The 16,587-nt window shown below is 64.2% G+C and carries 11 protein-coding genes; 2 read left to right on the forward strand and 9 right to left on the reverse strand.

Annotated features, from left to right (window positions below; genetic code table 11):
- Nucleotides 1-31: 31 nt before the first annotated feature.
- The 6 genes from SH412_RS24840 to SH412_RS24865 all read right to left on the reverse strand — a co-directional run bounded on the left by SH412_RS24840 (nt 32) and on the right by SH412_RS24865 (nt 10,814).
- Nucleotides 32-3,154 carry a leucine--tRNA ligase gene (locus SH412_RS24840; protein WP_336520730.1) on the reverse strand — a complete coding sequence of 1,041 codons (3,123 nt, stop codon included), beginning with the start codon at nt 3,152-3,154 and terminating at the stop codon, nt 32-34.
- A gap of 216 nt (nt 3,155-3,370) precedes the next feature.
- The gene (locus SH412_RS24845; RefSeq protein WP_336520731.1) at nt 3,371-4,594 is read right to left on the reverse strand and encodes a THUMP domain-containing class I SAM-dependent RNA methyltransferase; all 1,224 of its coding nucleotides are present in this window, start codon (nt 4,592-4,594) and stop codon (nt 3,371-3,373) included.
- Nucleotides 4,595-4,869: 275 nt separating this feature from the next.
- On the reverse strand, nt 4,870-6,597 hold the full coding sequence (locus SH412_RS24850; RefSeq protein ID WP_336520732.1) for an SMP-30/gluconolactonase/LRE family protein: 1,728 nt from the start codon (nt 6,595-6,597) through the stop codon (nt 4,870-4,872).
- Nucleotides 6,598-6,901: 304 nt separating this feature from the next.
- Nucleotides 6,902-7,438 carry a hypothetical protein gene (locus SH412_RS24855; protein ID WP_336520733.1) on the reverse strand — a complete coding sequence of 179 codons (537 nt, stop codon included), beginning with the start codon at nt 7,436-7,438 and terminating at the stop codon, nt 6,902-6,904.
- 214 nt (nt 7,439-7,652) lie between these two features.
- Nucleotides 7,653-8,720 (reverse strand): Gfo/Idh/MocA family protein, encoded by a 1,068-nt coding sequence (locus SH412_RS24860; RefSeq protein ID WP_336520734.1) that lies wholly within the window; start codon nt 8,718-8,720, stop codon nt 7,653-7,655.
- 195 nt (nt 8,721-8,915) lie between these two features.
- On the reverse strand, nt 8,916-10,814 hold the full coding sequence (locus tag SH412_RS24865; protein WP_419555759.1) for a hypothetical protein: 1,899 nt from the start codon (nt 10,812-10,814) through the stop codon (nt 8,916-8,918).
- A 246-nt stretch (nt 10,815-11,060) separates the two neighbouring features.
- On the opposite strand from SH412_RS24865, the gene SH412_RS24870 reads away from it, so the two are divergent.
- Nucleotides 11,061-12,251, forward strand: coding sequence for an amidohydrolase (locus tag SH412_RS24870; RefSeq protein ID WP_336520736.1), 1,191 nt, complete (start codon nt 11,061-11,063; stop codon nt 12,249-12,251).
- 249 nt (nt 12,252-12,500) lie between these two features.
- Here the strand turns inward: SH412_RS24870 and SH412_RS24875 are convergent, their stop codons facing one another.
- Nucleotides 12,501-13,583, reverse strand: a complete 1,083-nt coding sequence (locus SH412_RS24875; protein WP_336520737.1) for an NHL repeat-containing protein — start codon at nt 13,581-13,583, stop codon at nt 12,501-12,503.
- A 938-nt stretch (nt 13,584-14,521) separates the two neighbouring features.
- On the opposite strand from SH412_RS24875, the gene SH412_RS24880 reads away from it, so the two are divergent.
- Nucleotides 14,522-15,556: a hydantoinase/oxoprolinase family protein gene (locus SH412_RS24880; protein WP_336520738.1), complete on the forward strand. Its 1,035-nt coding sequence runs from the start codon at nt 14,522-14,524 to the stop codon at nt 15,554-15,556.
- 38 nt (nt 15,557-15,594) lie between these two features.
- Here the strand turns inward: SH412_RS24880 and lspA are convergent, their stop codons facing one another.
- Nucleotides 15,595-16,206 (reverse strand): signal peptidase II, encoded by a 612-nt coding sequence (gene lspA, locus SH412_RS24885; protein ID WP_336520739.1) that lies wholly within the window; start codon nt 16,204-16,206, stop codon nt 15,595-15,597.
- A complete protein-coding gene (locus tag SH412_RS24890) occupies nt 16,176-16,568 on the reverse strand; it encodes a TraR/DksA family transcriptional regulator (RefSeq protein ID WP_336520740.1) in 393 nt (130 codons plus the stop codon). Before SH412_RS24890 ends, lspA begins: the two co-directional genes overlap by 31 nt.
- Nucleotides 16,569-16,587: the final 19 nt, after the last annotated feature.

Raw genomic sequence — 16,587 nt, forward strand, 5'->3', positions numbered from 1 at the left:
AACGATCAACCATCAACGATCGACCATTCCCCTACTTCACCACAAAATTCAGCGTCCGGCCGGCGATGTAGATCACCTTGACGATCGTCTTGCCCGCCAGGTTCCCCGCCACCGCCGGGTCGGCCTCTGCCGCCGCCTGGACCGCCGCCTGATCGGCGGTCTTGGCGACGGTGATCTTGCCCCGGACCTTGCCGTTGACCTGCACCGGCACCTCGACCGTCGACTCTTCGAGCAGGGCCGGATCGAAGCTCGGCCACGGTTCATACGCCAGCGTCTGCTCGTGGCCCAGGAGCTGCCACAGCTCTTCCGCCAGGTGCGGCGCGAACGGGCTCAGCAGCAGCAGGAACGGTTCGAGGATCGCCTGCGGCCGGACGTCCTGACTGGTGAACTCGTTGACGAATTCCATCATCCGGCTGATCGCGGTATTGAACGAGAGCTTTTCGATGTCCTCGGTCACCGCCTTGATCGTCCGGTGCAGCACGCGGAGCTGCTCGGGCGTCGGCGGAACATCGCGGACCGTCTCGTTGAGCTGCACCTCATCCGCCCGATCATCCACCACCAGCCGCCAGACGCGACCGAGGAACCGGAAGATCCCTTCGACCCCCGCCATGCTCCAGGGCTTGGTCGCTTCGAGCGGCCCCATGAACATCTCGTACAGCCGGAGCGCATCCGCCCCGTACTGCGCGACGACATCGTCGGGATTGATCACGTTGCCGCGGGCCTTAGACATCTTGAACGCACGGGCGTCAACCGTGATCGAAGAGTGGTCCTTCAGCACAAAGCTGTCCCCCTTCTTCTCCACTTGGTCGGCCGAGACTTTCACCGCGACAACGGACGCTTTGGTTGGCCCATGCACGCCATCGGTGACTTCGGAGGCCGACAGCCAGACCGCCACTTCTTCTGACTGGCTCTCGACTCTCGACTCTCGACTCTCGACTTGCTTGAACGCCGTGAACTCAAGGTCTCCCAGAATCATCCCCTGATTCACCAGCCGACCGAACGGCTCCGGCACCTCCAGGTATCCTCGGTCAAATAGCACCTTGTGCCAGAACCGCGAGTAGAGCAGGTGCAGCACGGCGTGCTCGGCTCCGCCGATGTAGAGATCCACCGGCAGCCAGTACTTCGCCAGCTCCGGATCGATGAACTGCGCGTCGTTCTTGGGATCGCAGAAGCGGAGGTAGTACCAGCAGCTCCCCGCCCATTGCGGCATGCTGTTGGTCTCGCGCTTCAGGCGCACGCCGTCCGGAGCGGTCGTGTAGAGCCACTCTTCCGGTGCCTTCGAAAGGAGGGGTTCCGGAGTGCCGGTCGGCTTGAAGTCGGCCATCTCGGGAAGCACGACCGGCAGGTCGGCTTCCGCGTCGGTCCGCATCAGCCCGGTCGGCTGGCCGTTCGCATCGAGCTCGTGCCACAGCGGGAACGGCTCCCCCCAGTACCGCTGCCGGCTGAACAGCCAGTCGCGCAGTCGATAGTTGACCGCTTTCTTCCCCTGACCCGACGCTTCGAGGTCCGCAGTGATGCGGGCCTTGAACTCCGCCGTCGGCAGACCGTCGTACTTGCCGGAATTGACCGCCACGCCGATGTCGGTAAAGGCCGCGGCAAACTGATTGGCGTCGTGCAGATAGATGTGCCGGACCGCCTCGACGAGATTGTCGACTGAGGGGGCCTTCCCAACCGCCTGGTCGGCAAATTCGAGTCCCTTCTTGAGGACCGGCGAGAGAGGCAGCTTCCCGATCCATTGGCGGATCTGCTTCGCTCCCGACTCGACGACATGACCGACATCCCCCATCCAGTTCACGAACTTGTCGGTCTGGTCGCGGAGCCAGGTGTCACTGGGCCCGACCACCGCCCGGATCGGCAGGCCGAACTTCTTGGCAAACTCGAAATCCCGGTCGTCGTGAGCCGGGACCGCCATGATGGCGCCGGTGCCGTAGCTGCTCAGCACATAGTCAGCGATCCAGACCGGAACCTTGTCCCCGTTGACCGGGTTGATGGCGTATGCACCGGTGAATTCGCCCGACTTGTCCTTGGCCAGGTCGGTCCGGTCGAGATCGCTCTTCAGCGACGCCTGCTTGCGGTAAGCCTCCACCGCCGCCCGATGCGCCGGCGTCGTGATCTGCTCGACGAGCGGATGCTCGGGCGACAGCACCATGTAGGTCACGCCGAACAGCGTGTCCGGCCGAGTGGTGTAAACGCGGATGGCGGGCTTCGGGCTTCGGGCTTCGGGCTTCGCAGACGAGGACTTCTCTGTCTGGCTCTCAACTCTCAACTCTCGACTCTCGACTCCTTCGCGATCGTCCGCGATCGCGAAGTCCACTTCCGCCCCTTCGCTCCGGCCGATCCAGTTCCGCTGGAGCGACTTGATCGATTCGGGCCAGTTCAGATCTTCCAGCTCGCTCCCCAGCCGGTCGGCGTAGGCGGTGATGCGGAGCATCCACTGCCGCAGCGGCAGGCGTTCGACAGGGTGGCTGCCTCGCTCGCTCTTGCCGTCGATCACTTCTTCATTGGCCAGCACGGTGCCGAGAGCCGGGCACCAGTTGACCGGAGCTTCGTGCTGATAGGCCAGCCGCTGGCTGTCCTGATACCGCCGGACGGCTTCGTCCCCCTGGGCGCTGACTTCCGCGGGGATCGGCAGTTCGCTGATCGGCCGGCCGCGGCCGGTCCGCTGTACCCCGTCCGGCCCGGTCCAGATGCAGTCCGCGTCATACCAGGTATCAAAGAGCTGCAGGAAGATCCACTGCGTCCAGCGATAGTAATCGACGTCGGTCGTGGCGATCTCGCGGTTCCAGTCGTAGCTGAAACCGAGCATCTTGAGCTGCCGGCGGAAGTTGGTGATGTTCGCTTCGGTCGTCGCCCGCGGATGCGTGCCGGTCTTGATGGCGTGCTCTTCGGCCGGCAGACCGAACGCATCCCAGCCCATCGGGTGCAGCACGTGCTTACCGCGCATCCGGCTGTAGCGGCAGACGATGTCGGTCGCCGTGTAGCCTTCCGGGTGCCCGACGTGCAGCCCGTTGCTCGACGGGTACGGGAACATGTCCAGCACGTACAGCTTGCCGGTGGAACTGGCAGGAGACTGCTCGGGCGTGCGGAACGTCTGCTGCTCGTCCCAGTGAGCCTGCCACTTGGCTTCAATCCGCTTGGCGTCGTATCGGGGCATGATGGGTATCGATGAATCTGGAGGATCAGGAAACCGCGAACAGGCAGCCCGCAGTTTACGGGACGGTCGGCAGTTTGAGAAACGGGTCCGGTCGTTCAATCGGAATCGGGTGGCCGGGGCAGGAGCGTCTTCGCGATGCCCCGGTCCGGGTCGGCTCAACATATGACCGGGGCTTCCCTGCGGTCCAGCCCCGGCCACCCGACTGCGAAATCCACCCTAAGAAAGAGCCGGCGGCTCCGTATCGGGTTCGCACTGCACTGCCGGGGGTTGGCCCACGATCGGCCGCTCATCGTCTTCGAACACAAAGCCCCCCGGCGGACGCGGGCCGTGAAACTGGTGATAGGTGCATTCGATCCGGCCGTTGTAGAGCTTCCGCCGGCGGTCGTCCCGGCGACGGAAACAGCGCTCGAAGCCGGGATGCGACGTCAGCACATAGATCGACCAGGTCTTCAGCGGCTCAAAGGCGTCGTGCATATCATCGTAAATCGCCTCGGCCGATTCGTGATCCCCCATCCGCTCGCCATAGGGCGGATTGCAGATAATGACGCCATACTCGCGGCTGGTCTTCAATTCGAGGACGTCCATTTCGCGGAAATTGATGTCTCCGGGAACCCCGGCGTCGCGGGCGGCCTTTTTGGCCATCGTGATGGCTTTGCCGTTGATGTCGGTCGCCTGAATCTGCGCCTGCAGGCCGGGCTTCTCCAGGTCACGGGCTTCGTCGCGGGCCTGCTTCCAGACCTCGCGCGGAATCCACGGCCAGGTTTCCGACAGGAAGTTGCGGGCGATCCCGGGGGCGCGGTTGCGACCGATCAGGGCCGCCTCGATGGGAATGGTGCCGGAGCCGCAGAACGGATCCCACAGCGTCCGTTCGGGGTGCCAGTAGCTAAGCTGCACCAGGGCCGCGGCGAGTGTTTCCTTGAGAGGCGCGGGACCGGCGAATTCGCGGTAGCCCCGCTTGTGGAGGCCGTCGCCGGTGGTGTCGATCGACATCGTGGCGGTGTCGCGAAGCAGCGAGACCTCAATGGGAAACTCGGGGCCGTTCTCCTGGAACCAGTACCGCTGGTGGGTCCGCTTGAGGCTTTCCGCGATCGATTTCTTGGTGACCCCCTGCACGCTGGGAACCGCCGTGATCATCGACCGGACGCTCTTGCCGCTGACGGGAAACTTAGCGTCGACGGGGAGATAGCGGTCCCACGGCAGGGCGACGGAGTTGTCGAACAGCTCGCCGAAGTCGCGGGCCGGGAACGCGCCGACTTTGACGAGAATCCGTTCGGCGGAGCGGAGCCACAAATTCGTGCGGCAGATGGCCAGGGCATCGCCCATGAAGGCGACCCGGCCATCCTCGACGGTCTGCTCGTTGTAGCCCAGTTGGGCCAGTTCGCGCGAGACGACAGCTTCCAGTCCGAAGGCGGCGGTGGCGATAAGTTCGATACGATCCATGAGAGGCAGGTTTTCCAGCAGGCGGGGCGCGAGACGGACCGCATCGGGCACAGCCGATCGGCAGGACAGCTCGTCGAGGGTTGGGAAAGAGCAGGCGCCGCCGGTTTGCGGCAGCGGGGAGAATCATAGCATCTTCAGATGCAGAGAACGAGTCACGGGGAAAACGCCGTCCTTCCGCGAAATTGCCGTATCGCGTGTGCGGCGCACCGTCCGAGCTGCCGACGGCGTGACAGCCGTCGGCAGCTCGGACGCATTCCGGCAAACGCGAGCCTGCCCTACAGGCGCGGTTTCGGCGGCGTCACCGGATCCTGCCACGGGATGACGCCCGTGGCGTTCAGCTTCCGTTTGAAGACTTTCCCGCCGCACGTCACGTACAAAACGTTCTTCTCCGGCCCGGCGAAGACGGCGTTCGAGAGCCAGGCGGGGTCGGGCTTGTCGAGCATGAAGTGCACCCGGCCGAGCTGGTCGAGGACCTGCACACCCATATTCGTCGTCACGTAGAGCCGGCCCTCCGTGTCGACGGTCATGCCGTCGGCCCCGGTTTGCCCCGTGTGATCGGGACGATGCAGCCAGCCGTATTCCTGGCGGTTGGCGAGCATGCCGTCGGGCTGGATCGACCACGAAGTGATCCAGCGTCCGCGCGTGTCGTTGACGAACAGCAGCGTCTGGTCGGCGGAGGGAATCACGCCGTTGGGAAACTCGATCCCTTCGGCGACGAGCTGCTTCGTGCCGTCGAGCGTGAAGTGCCAGACCTTCTTGTTGCCGGGATCGGTGAAGTATCCGCCGCCAGTCTTGAGGAGCACGAGGTCGTTGCTCGGGGCGTCGGTCACGACGACTTCGTGCTGGCCTTCGGTGTTGTAGCGCACGATCCGCTGGGCGTTGTTCTGGCAGGCGTAGAGCTGGCCGTCGGGGCCGAACATCAGGCCGTTCGCGCCGTTGGTCTCCTCGGCGAAGACCGTGACCTTGCCGGCCGGATCGATCTTGTGAATCCGGTTTTTGGGGATGTCCGTAAAATAGACGTCGCCGTTCGGCGCGACGGCCGGGCCTTCCGTGAATCCGTGCCCTTCGCTGACGAGCTGCCAGTTTTCGCCGGGAATGAGGACCTCGATCCGCTTGTTGGACGGGGCGGCCTCGACCGGCTGCGGATAGTCGCGCCACAGCCAGCGGAGGGCGTCCGGCAGGATCGCCGTCGCGTGTTTACCGTTGTGGCCACCCTCGCCCCAGGCGTGGTTGACGTCGTAGCCGGCCCATTCGAGAGCGGCCAGCATGTCCTGGTTGGCGACCCACCAGCTTCCGGCAAAGATGTTGTTGTCGTTCGAGCCGTCCTGCAGGAAGACCCGGATCGGCTTCGGCTCGGACTTGCGGATGAGGACCGGATACTCGTTGCCGCCGCGGAGGCCGACGTAGGTCCCGACGCCGGTGAAGACCCGCCGGAAGGCGTCCGGGCATTCCCAGGCCGCGGTGAAGGCGGCGATGCCTCCGGAGCTGGAGCCGGCGATGGCCCGGTCGTTGGGATCCTGGCTCAGTTTGTAGGTCTTGCCGACTTCGGGGAGGACCTCTTCGATGAGGAAGCGGGCGTAGCGGTCGCCGAGGCCGTCGTATTCGAAGCTGCGATTAAACCGCGGCTGGGCCTTATCGTGCGGCGCGGGGACGACGCCGGGGCTGACGAAGATGCCGATCGTGACCGGGACCTCTTTCTTGTGGATCAAGTTGTCGAGGACGATCGGCACCTTCCAGCCGTTGGCGAGGCCGAGGCCGTCCTGGACGACCATCACGCAGGCGGGCTTGGAGCCGTCGTACTGGGCGGGGACATAGACCCAGTAATCGCGGACGGTGCCGGGGAAGATCGTGCTCTTCCACGGGAACGGGCCCTCGATCTTCCCTTGGGGGACGCCTTCCTGGCGTTTGGAGTCGGGATGCTCGGGGTAGGTGTCCTGGGCGAAGGCGGACGCCGTGCCAATCAGCGCGGCGAGCAGGGCGAAGGAGGTCCAGAGGCGCGTCATAGGAGAAACTCCGGCAGCAGGGGAGATGGTTTCACAGAGTGAAACGAGCTTGGCTGACTGGCGGGAAGAAATCCAGTGGGGAGCGAGCGGGTGACGGATTCGTAGTGTCGGCTGTGCCGGCCTCTCTTCAACATTTGAGGGCCGCGTCACTCACAGGCTGGCATGTCTCAGAGGCTTTGCGATGGGCGTGTCTTTCGCCAACAACCACCCCCATCGAAGACTCAGGGACGTGCCACCCCTCATAAGACAGTTTGTTTGTTGGTTCACGTCCGGCCGGCACAGCCGGCCCTATTTCTGCGTCCGCTTATCTGATGATGTCGAATTCCCAGTCATCGAACGTTTGCTCGCCAATGCGCTCTCCTTCGGGAGTGAATTCGACGATGAAGGGCAGAAGGTCTGTCCATCCGTAACCCGATACCAGCAGTGTCTCACCGGTCTCGGGATGTTTGAATTCCGAATCGCCAGCCGATGGAGTTGCGACAATGTCCGTTTCGCCACACTCCAAACATCGAGGTGGACTGCGGCGGCTCTGCCGCCAACCGCACCGGATGCGAAGCTGCTCAATGCGTTTTTCAATCGGGGCGCCATCGAGCACGTACGACCAGAACTTCGCGAGCTCGGGATCGCCGGCCTGCAGCTTTTCAATCTCTGCTGCGAGTGATTCCAGGGTAGGAATCTCCTCGGCAGTGATGAAGGACTTGCATTTGTAACACCAGGCGGGAGTCTCAAAAACACTTAGTTTCGCACCGTCAGAGAGCTGATAGTAGAAGTAGGCTGAAAAGAGAACCGAATCTTTCCGGCCCGAGACGGCGTGCGTGTACTCGACAAATCCGCGTCCCATCAGATCGGCCTCCCGCTGACGTCGAACCAGAACATCTGAGAACGCAGGGCCGGCTGTGCCCGGCCGCGCGTCGTAACATGCCCGGTCGTGGGTGGCACGTCCCTCAGTCCTTGTAGCGTGTGGTCCTCGCTGAAAGACACGTCCATCGCAAAGCCTCTGGGACGTGCCACCCGCTGACAGTCACGTTACATCGTTGATGCACGCCCGCCCGGCCCTACGTCCACATCCCCGACGACCGCAGCACGGCCTCCTGGACGTTCCGGTCGTGGTCGTAGTTGAAGTCGCTGGCTTTCTCGCCGCGGAGGATCTGCGCCATGTCGGCGGCGTCCGTCACGTAGCGGGTGAACTTGGGAAAGGTCACACTCTGGTAGCCCTTCTTATACTCGCCGCGCGGTTGCGAGAGGGCGATGCGGGCGCCGGGATTATCGAGCGGCTGGATGTGGAAGGTTCCTTCCGTGCCGCAGACGGTGAACTGCCGGCGTTCGCCGCCGTCGACTTCGAGCGCGGCCGAGCGGACCGTCGCCGTCGCCTGCGGATAGTCGAAGACGGCCAGCATGTTGTCCGCCAACTTGTCGCCAAACCGTCCTGACGTGCGCGAATGAGCCGTCACCTGGTGGGGCTTGCCGAGGACTCCGACGACTAGATCGATGATGTGTCCGCCCAGTTCGAACATGATGCCGCCGGAAAACTCGGCCAGCTCCTTCCGGTCGGCCGGCGGGACGACCTTGCCCATGATCGTCGAGACTTCGAAGACGTCTCCCAGCCAGCCCTGCTTGAGGAACTCGCGGAGCAGGATCACTCCGGGGTTGTAGCGGTACATGTAGCCCATCTGAACCATGAGCTGTTTCTGCTCGGCCGCCTGCAGCAATCGCAGATAGTGCGGCCACGACGCTCCGGCCGGCTTGTCGAGATGGACGTGCTTTCCCGCGGCGATGCAGACCTCGGCGTTGTCGAGCAGCTCGCGGACGTGCGTTTCGACGAGGACCGCCTGCAGACCGGGCGTGTTGAGGAGCTGTTCGCGGGTCAGCCAGGGGAGGTCGCGATAGACGGGTTGCTCCATCGCCTGCTTCCGGAGCTTCTCGTTCGGCTCGACGATGCCGACGACATCGTAGTCGGGGGAAGACCGATAGACGGAGAGCTTGCTGGCGTGGGCGTGCTCGACGCCGATCTGGCCGACTTTGATCTTCGGCTTCGCCCGTCCGTCCTGGGCCCGCAGAACGCCGGGGAGGAGACTTGAGACCGCTGCGGCGGAGAGGAACTGTCGACGGGTGGCGCGGATCATCGGGGCCTCTTAAAGACGTGCCATTGGATTGCTGTTTTCCATCGTTCGAAGAACCCTCACGCCTGTCCCTCTGCCACCGTAGATGGCGGGAGAGGGGGCAGAGGTCATTCTCCGTGATCTCTGTGCCTTCCGTGGTTGGTCGTCTTCCTGACGCGATTCGTGTTCATTCGTGTGATTCGTGATCCAACTTCCGGCTTACGCTTTTCTGATGAACTCTGCGGCGTAGCTGCGGACTTTGGTTCCATTGAGCACGTGGAACATGCGGAGCTGCTGGACGGTCTCCTGGCTGAACTTTCCCAGCGGGACGTGCAGCAGTTTTTTGCCGTAGCGGCGGGCGATCTGTCGCCAGGCGGGACCGGGGGGGGCGGCGCTGAGGATGGCGATGTGCCGTTCGCGGGCGTGCTGACAGGCGGCCGCCAGCAGCCGCTCTTCGAGCGTATCGACATAATCGAACCGCGGATCGTGCCAGATGTCGGGGACCGCGCGGGGCGGGAACAGGAACAGTGCGCCGCCATACGTCGCCTGGCCGATCCCCGGGCCGACCATGTTGCCGCGGTACTCCGTGGCGAACAGCGCGAGCGTCGATTCGTCGTGGTGCTCGGCGTGCCAGGTGACGCGCCAGGGGTACTCGCGCGGGTCGGCGGGGGAATCGAAGAGCATCACCACGCAATCGAGGGCGCCGCGCGACGGCGGCAGAACTTTCACATACAGGTCGCCGGTATGCCAGTTGCGGAGCGTCTCGCGGATATCGAGTCCGTCCTTCATGCTGGCGCTGAACTTCTCGCTGCGGGCGAGGTCGGTCCCCAGCAACGCCAGGGCCACGTCCTTGACGTGGGTCCGGAACTTCTCGATGGCGAGATCTTCCAGCGGCCAACTGCACTGGTGAAACGGATTCCACCGCATCTGCCACTCTTCCTGCGAAGGCTTCGGCGGCTTCGGCTGCAGCCGGCAGGTCCGCCAGGAGATGGCCCGGCCCGGCAGGCGGCACTTCAGCTCGGCCAGCGATTCGTCGGGAAACCGCGCCCGGCGCTTGCCAAGCTGAACCGTCGGGTAGGGAATGGCACCGACAAAGGGATACTCGCCGGCGGTTTCGGCCAGGTGAATCGCGAACTGATCGCCGGCGATCTGGCGGGCGGCGGTGATCAACGTGTAAAGATCCGGCGTGAACTGTCGGTCGATGAGCGACAGATTGCGGACGTACTGAAAGTAGGTCCGCAGCAGCTTGGGAGAAATCTTGCGGGCCCGCTGCCCAAGGTCGTCCTGATAGCGATCGCGGGCTGCCAGCAGCATGGCCTTCACGCCGTCGACCGAGAGGTTCTCATCGTCGTCGAGCTCGTTCCTGGCCCGTTCGTAGAGGCCGGTGATGTAGGGGAGCTCGCCGAGGAGAAAGAGCAGCGTCTTCGGATCGGCGGCGTAGATGGCGGTCTCTTCCACGTCTTCTTCGGCGACCGGCGGCTGCGCCCGATCCATGTAGGCGTCGCGGATCCAGGGCCAGTCCATGATGGAGCAGACGAAGACGATCGACTCGTAGCGCTCTTCCAGCTCGCGCAGCCGGGCCGCCATGGTGACCGCCCGGTCCTGCGGTTGCCCGGCGGGGAGTCGCGGAATCGAGGGCAACAGGGCCGCGGCGAACCGGTCCGGGCGGACCTGCTTGAGGGCGTAGGGGTCGGGGAGGTGAGCGGTCAGGACTTCGAACCGGGCCGTCTCCCGATCGATGAACGCGCGCGGGATGCGTTCCTGCATGGCCATCCGCAGCGCCGCTACGACTCCCTGGCAAGGGTCGATCGGGACGTAGCTGGCCGAGGGGATCTCGTCGTCATCGTCTTCATCGGCGCCGGTGACGTCGGATTCCGGAGTCCACTCCTGAGCGGCGAAGGTCTGTGGCTCGGGCTGGACGACGAGCGAGATGGTGGGGAGGAATTCGATCGCGCGTTCGACGCCGGTCTGGAACGAGGGAGGCAACGGGACCGCCAGACAGTCGCAGGGATGCGTGAGCAGAAACCGACGGACTTCCACCGCGCAGTCGCCGCTGCCGTGAATGATCGGCAGGCAGGTGATGCGGTCGCTGAACCGGAGAACGGGGAAAGTGTTCATGGAAAACATGATAACCGATGCGGGGACTTTGTTCCTGGTTCTTTGCCCGTGGTCAGTTGTCCGTGGCCAGTTGTCAGTCGCCGGGAATCGGGATGTTGCGCATTTCGCTCCATCTCCCGACGTCTTGCTTACGGCGTTCCGCCTTCGACATTCGACATTTTCCGTCGTCGCGTCCCCGTCGCTTCGTTGTGGGAAATCTTCTATTCTACCCTGATCGAAATTCAGCCAATCCCCGGGAGTCCAGCCGTGCAGATCCGCCAGGCGTATGAAGAAGCGAAGGAGTTGCAGGAGTGGATTGTCGGGCTGCGGCGAGAGTTGCATCGCTTTCCCGAACTCTCCTACCAGGAAGTGCGCACGAGCGCACTCGTCCGGCGGACGCTCGACGAGCTGGGGATTCCCTACCGCTATCCGGTCGCGGAGACCGGCGTGGTGGCGACATTGGGCCGGAGCGACGGACCTTGCGTCGCGCTGCGGGCCGACATGGACGCGCTGCCGATCCACGAGCAGGCGGACGTGCCGTTCCGCAGCGAGATCGACGGCAAGATGCACGCCTGCGGCCACGACTGTCATACGGCGATGCTGCTCGGGGCGGCGAAGATTCTCAAACGGCAGGAAGCCTCGCTGACGGGAACGGTGAAACTGCTGTTTCAGCCCGCCGAGGAGGGAGACGCCGGGGCCGAGCGGATGTGCCAGCAGGGAGTCCTCGAGAATCCCCGCGTGCAGCGGGTGTTCGGCCTGCATGTCTGGCCGACCCTGCCGACGGGAACGATCGGCGGTCGGACGGGAACGTTTCTGGCCGCGGCGGGCCAGCTCAACATTGTCGTGCACGGTCAGGGGGGCCACGCGGCGATGCCGCATCGGGCGATCGATCCGGTGACCACGGCGGCGCAAGTGATCTGCGAACTGCAGACGATCGTATCCCGGGAGCTCGATCCACTCGAAGCGGGCGTGGTGAGTATCACGATGGTCCACGCCGGGCACGCCTACAACGTGATTCCGCCGACGGTGGAGCTGGCCGGGACGATTCGGTCGCTGTCGCTGGAGGGACTGCTCTTTCTGCAGCAGCGAGTGCGCGAGATCGCCGAGCGGATCTGTGCGGCCCATCGTTGCCGGGCGGAAGTCTCGTTCCCCGGCAACGACTATCCGCCGACCTTGAACGATGCGACGTTGTGGCAGGTGGCGCGGGAGCTGGGAAGCGAGCTGCTGGGAACCGAGCAGGTTGTCGAGTTGCCGCCCACGATGGGGGGCGAGGACTTTGCGTACTACACGCAGCAGGCGCCGGGCTGTTTTGTGGCCCTGGGGATGCGGAACGAAGGGGAGGGGGCGATCTACAACGTGCACGACCCGCGGTTCAAGATGGACGAATCCGCGCTGCCGCTCGGTTCGGCCCTGCACGTGGCGTTTGCGCTGCGGTCGCTGGATGAGTTGAAGTCCTAGCTGCTGCGATCTTTGATCGGGTGTCGTGTGGCATGCCCCGAGTCCGCGACGGGCGTGAGCCGTCGCGGAGCGGGAGGAGCTGGTAACTGGCTCTGGGGGGGGCGTTGGCACAGACAGGAATGTCTGTGCCACCTTATGGAGAGAAGAGCACTGGTGGCTTAAGGCCACCAGTGCCCGGCACGGCCGGTTTGTGCCGACTCAGAATTGGGTTGCCGGTGGATCCCCTCGCGGCGGCGGTGGATAGTTCGACTACGCCAGCCGCTTCAGTTTCGAGACCCGGCCGGTGCCGACCCATTCCGCGACGAAGATGCTGCCGTCGTGGCCGAAGCAGGCGTCGTGGGGGTGGACGAACTTGCCCGGGAGCCACTTGTTGCGGTCGCCGCGGATCTGGTTGCCCCCTTCAGCGGTGATGCGGCCGATGTCGTCCCCCAGCCGCGCGACGACTTCGTTTTTCTCGTTCAGGAGCGTCACGCGGGCGCGCAGTTCGGGGACGACCATCAGATTCTGCCAGGTCTCAACGTTGGCGGGGAGACCATAGCCCTTCAGCGTTTCCTGGTACTTGCCGTCCATCGAGAAGGTCTGCAGCGTGTTGTTGGCGCGGTCGCAGACGACGATCGACTCTTTGCGGCCGGGGCGGTTATCGACCCAGACGCCGTGCGGCAGGTTGAACTTCCCTTCGCCCGCGCCGACGCCGCCGAAGCAGGAGAGCCACTTGCCGTTCTTGTCGTAACGGTGGACGTAATACGCGCCGTAGCCGTCGACGAGCAAGAAGCCGCCGTCGTCCAGGAAGGCAAAGTTGGTCGGCATGAAGCGGTCCCGGCCCCACTGACCAGTCGGCTTCGAGTCTTCTTCAGCGGCGTAGACCCCCGATTCCATCGGGGCGTACTGCTGCCAGACGGTTTCACCCTGGAGGTCGAGCTTGGCGAAGGTCTTGAGCGCCTGGTAGGCGCAGACGTAGAGGAACTCCTGGCCTCCCTCTTCGCGGATCTCGATGCCGTGGCCGCCCCCCTGGAACTGTCGGCCGAACGAGCGGATGTATTTGCCGGTCGAGTCGAAGACGAAGATCGACGGGTGGTCTTTCTGATCGGCCCGGCCTTCGTGAATCACATAGAGGTTGCCGGCCTTGTCGACGGCGACGTTGTGGGTCGTCTGCCAGGTGAACCGGTCGGGAAGCTGCGGCCACTCGTGCTGGACTTCGAACTTGTAGTCCCCTTCGCCGACGATCAGCGGCCCGTCGGCTTTGCGGGCGGCGTGAACGAACGGCGCGCCGAGAATCGTGCCGGCGGCGACGGCGGAGGTAGCGGCGAGGAATTCACGGCGGGACTGGGACATGGTGCGGCCTCGATGAAAGTGACAAGTTGAGAGAAAACAGCCTAATCGGTCGGCGGCGGGGAGTCAGCGGAAATTCTGGAAGACGAAGATCTCGCGAAAACAGGGAGGGACAGAGTTTGCAGAGATGAAAGACCCGAGAGGATTCCACGCGACGGCGCAGCGGAAAGGAAGAATTCGAAAGAGGATTCGCCGCGGAGGGAAGACGGGGAAATGTCGAATGTCGAAGGCGGAATGTCGAACGGAGGAAATACGGGCGATCAGTCTGAACTCGATAATCCTGATTGCATTTCTGAGTCCTCCATTTCGGTCGTTCTCTCATCGGTCTGGCCTTCTCCGCCTTCTCCTCCTCCGCATCTTCCGAGACTCCGTGGTGATTCCTCTTCGAAATTCTCCGAAATCTGAAAAAAGTTCGCAATTCCTATTGAACAGGAATTCGTTAACACCCCAGGATAGCCTCCGTCGGTCGGGTGACGGTCATGCATGCACGCCCCAGGTTTGCCGAAGGCGCTCGAGCGGATCCCGACTGGCACGCGGGCCTGATCAGGGCCCGAACCGGGACGTCCCCCAAGGACGGACCGGCGGAGGCGCACTTCGTGTGCGCGGATCGCTCGACGTCGGGTTTCTCCGACTTGCCACCACAACCGGTGGACCTGATCGACGCCAGCCAAAAGACGCGGCGGGGGGCAGCCCTGAAACAGCGGCCCCTCGCCCGTCCGGGCCGGCCACAACCAGACGCGGTCACGCCATCCAGCGAGCTCGCCGAGTCTCGCCCGGCGCCGCCGTGCGCGCTCACCGAATTCGATCATCGGTCAGCAGACGCACCTCCACACATCGTCAGGGGCGAATGAGTTTCGCCGACGGTGTAGACTTCAGTCTCCCCATGTCCCGTCCCGAAAATACGTCGGGCGCGGATGAACAGGGCGCTTCAAGAGAATTTCATGCAGACTTTCGGACTCGATATCGGCGGAGCGAATCTCAAAGCGGCCACCGCCGACGGGCAGGCGGTGACGCTCGCCTTTCCCCTCTGGCGCGAACCCCAGCGCCTGCCGGCCGCCCTCCGCGAACTGCTCAGCACGCTCCCCGCTCCCGATCGGCTTGCCGTCGCGACGACCGGCGAGCTTGCCGACTGCTACGCCACCAAGGCCGAGGGGGTCCGCGAGATTCTCGCCGCGGTGATCGCCGTCGCGGGGGAGTGCCCGATCGATGTCTGGCAGACCTCCGGGGAATTCGTCACCCCCGATGAAGCTCTCGACGAACCGCTGCTGACCGCCGCCGCCAACTGGCATGCCCTGGCGACCTGGCTGGGCCGGCTGCAGCCGCAAGGAAACGCCCTGGTTCTCGACATCGGCACGACCACGACGGACATCATCCCGCTCGAAGACAGCCTGCCGGTTCCCGCAGGCCGGACGGATGTGGGGCGTCTGCTGTCGCGCGAGCTGGTCTATACCGGCGTACGAAGGACGCCGCTCTGCGCTGTCGCGGGAGAGATCCCGTTTCGCGGAGAGTTGTGCCCGCTGGGTGCGGAACTGTTTGCGACGACGGTGGACGTCTATCTGCTGACCGGCGAACTGCCGGAAGATCCGTTGGACACGAACACGGCGAACGGCAAGCCGGCGACGCGGGCCGCGGCCCACGATCGACTGGCCCGACAGCTTTGCTGCGATCGGACCGAGATCGAGCTTGCGGAAGCCGCTGCGCTGGCCCGCGCATTCCGCGACTGTCAGCTCGCTCAGATCGCGCAGGCGGTCGAGCAGGTGCTGGCCCGCCAGTCGGGGCCGTGCGACCAGCTCATCGCATCAGGTTCAGGGAGTTTTCTGATTCCCGCGGTGCGGGAACGGATACCGGCCCTCGCCAATGCGAAGTTCCAGTCACTCGACAAACTCTGCTCGCCCGCCCTGACCGAGGCCGCCTGCGCATTCGCGCTGGCCAGGCTGGCTGAGGAGCGGTGGCTGACGGAGTTGGCCAAGGGCTGAGAGACAAGTGACGGAAATTCGCGAGCTGAAGTCGTGACTCAGCAGGCGATCTGGCTTTCCGCTTTTGGCTCTCCACTTTCGACCAGGCGCGGTTCGGGCTTGAACGAGTAGAGGACCAGCATGATGGCGCCGGTCACCAGATAGCTGTCGGCGAAGTTGAAAATGGCCCAGTCGAAAACGCCGAAGAACTGAAAGTCGAGGAAATCGCGCACCGCGTAGACCTGCTCGTCGCCGTCCTTCCAGCCGTGGAGTCCCAGGCGGTCGTAGAAGTTGCCGAGCGTGCCGCCGAGGATCAGACCGAGCGCAATTGTCAGCCACCAGCTCCAGGCGCCGCCCCGGACGAAGAGCCAGTAGAGGATGCCGACTGCGGCGACCAGGCTGAGAGCGGCGAAGACGAACGTGTACCCCTGCCCGAAGCCCCAGAGGGCGCCGTAGTTGAAGTTGGTGTGCAGGCGGAAGCGGACGGCGTTGCCGAAGAATTCCTTCTGCCACTCGCTGATGCGGCCGACGCCCAGATCCGCGAAGACGGCCCACTTGGAATACAGATCCCAGGCGAGCGCGGCGGCGGCGAGTCCGAAGAAGACGGGATACCGACTCCAGGGGACGGGACCGGCGTGTGTCAGTGGCTGAGCTCGCGCTTCCGTTCGCACTCGACACAATTCCTGGCGTAAGGAATGACCCGCAGTCGGGCCTTGGGGATCACGGCTTTCGCCGGCGTCTTGCCGGCTTCGAGGCAGGCCTCGCACAGACCATACGTTCCGTCCTCGATTCGCTGCAAGGCCGCTTCAATCTCCACGAGAACTTCCTGCTCGTTCTCGACGCGGCGGAGTGCGAAATCCTGTTCGTAAGTATCGGTCCCGAGTTCCGCCAGATGCTGGGGGGAGCGGGACTCGCCACCCCCGGCGTCGCGATCGAGCGCCTCGGACGTCAGGTGTTCCACATCGCCCCGGATGCGGGCCCGCACATCGAGGAGCAGACTTTTGAACTCCTCGAAATCGGCAACTTTCAGCATGGGCGAGAACCTTCGTCGC

This window comes from Planctellipticum variicoloris (assembly GCF_030622045.1).
Taxonomy (GTDB): domain Bacteria; phylum Planctomycetota; class Planctomycetia; order Planctomycetales; family Planctomycetaceae; genus Planctellipticum; species Planctellipticum variicoloris.

Bases quoted from the DNA above. Each gene is read 5' to 3' on its own strand.
- SH412_RS24865 (WP_419555759.1), bottom strand. From the start codon at position 10,814: ATGAACACTTTCCCCGTTCTCCGGTTCAGCGACCGCATCACCTGCCTG.
- SH412_RS24860 (WP_336520734.1), bottom strand. From the start codon at position 8,720: ATGATCCGCGCCACCCGTCGACAGTTCCTCTCCGCCGCAGCGGTCTCA.
- SH412_RS24880 (WP_336520738.1), top strand. From the start codon at position 14,522: ATGCAGACTTTCGGACTCGATATCGGCGGAGCGAATCTCAAAGCGGCC.
- SH412_RS24845 (WP_336520731.1), bottom strand. From the start codon at position 4,594: ATGGATCGTATCGAACTTATCGCCACCGCCGCCTTCGGACTGGAAGCT.
- SH412_RS24890 (WP_336520740.1), bottom strand. From the start codon at position 16,568: ATGCTGAAAGTTGCCGATTTCGAGGAGTTCAAAAGTCTGCTCCTCGAT.
- SH412_RS24875 (WP_336520737.1), bottom strand. From the start codon at position 13,583: ATGTCCCAGTCCCGCCGTGAATTCCTCGCCGCTACCTCCGCCGTCGCC.
- SH412_RS24840 (WP_336520730.1), bottom strand. From the start codon at position 3,154: ATGCCCCGATACGACGCCAAGCGGATTGAAGCCAAGTGGCAGGCTCAC.
- SH412_RS24855 (WP_336520733.1), bottom strand. From the start codon at position 7,438: ATGGGACGCGGATTTGTCGAGTACACGCACGCCGTCTCGGGCCGGAAA.
- SH412_RS24850 (WP_336520732.1), bottom strand. From the start codon at position 6,597: ATGACGCGCCTCTGGACCTCCTTCGCCCTGCTCGCCGCGCTGATTGGC.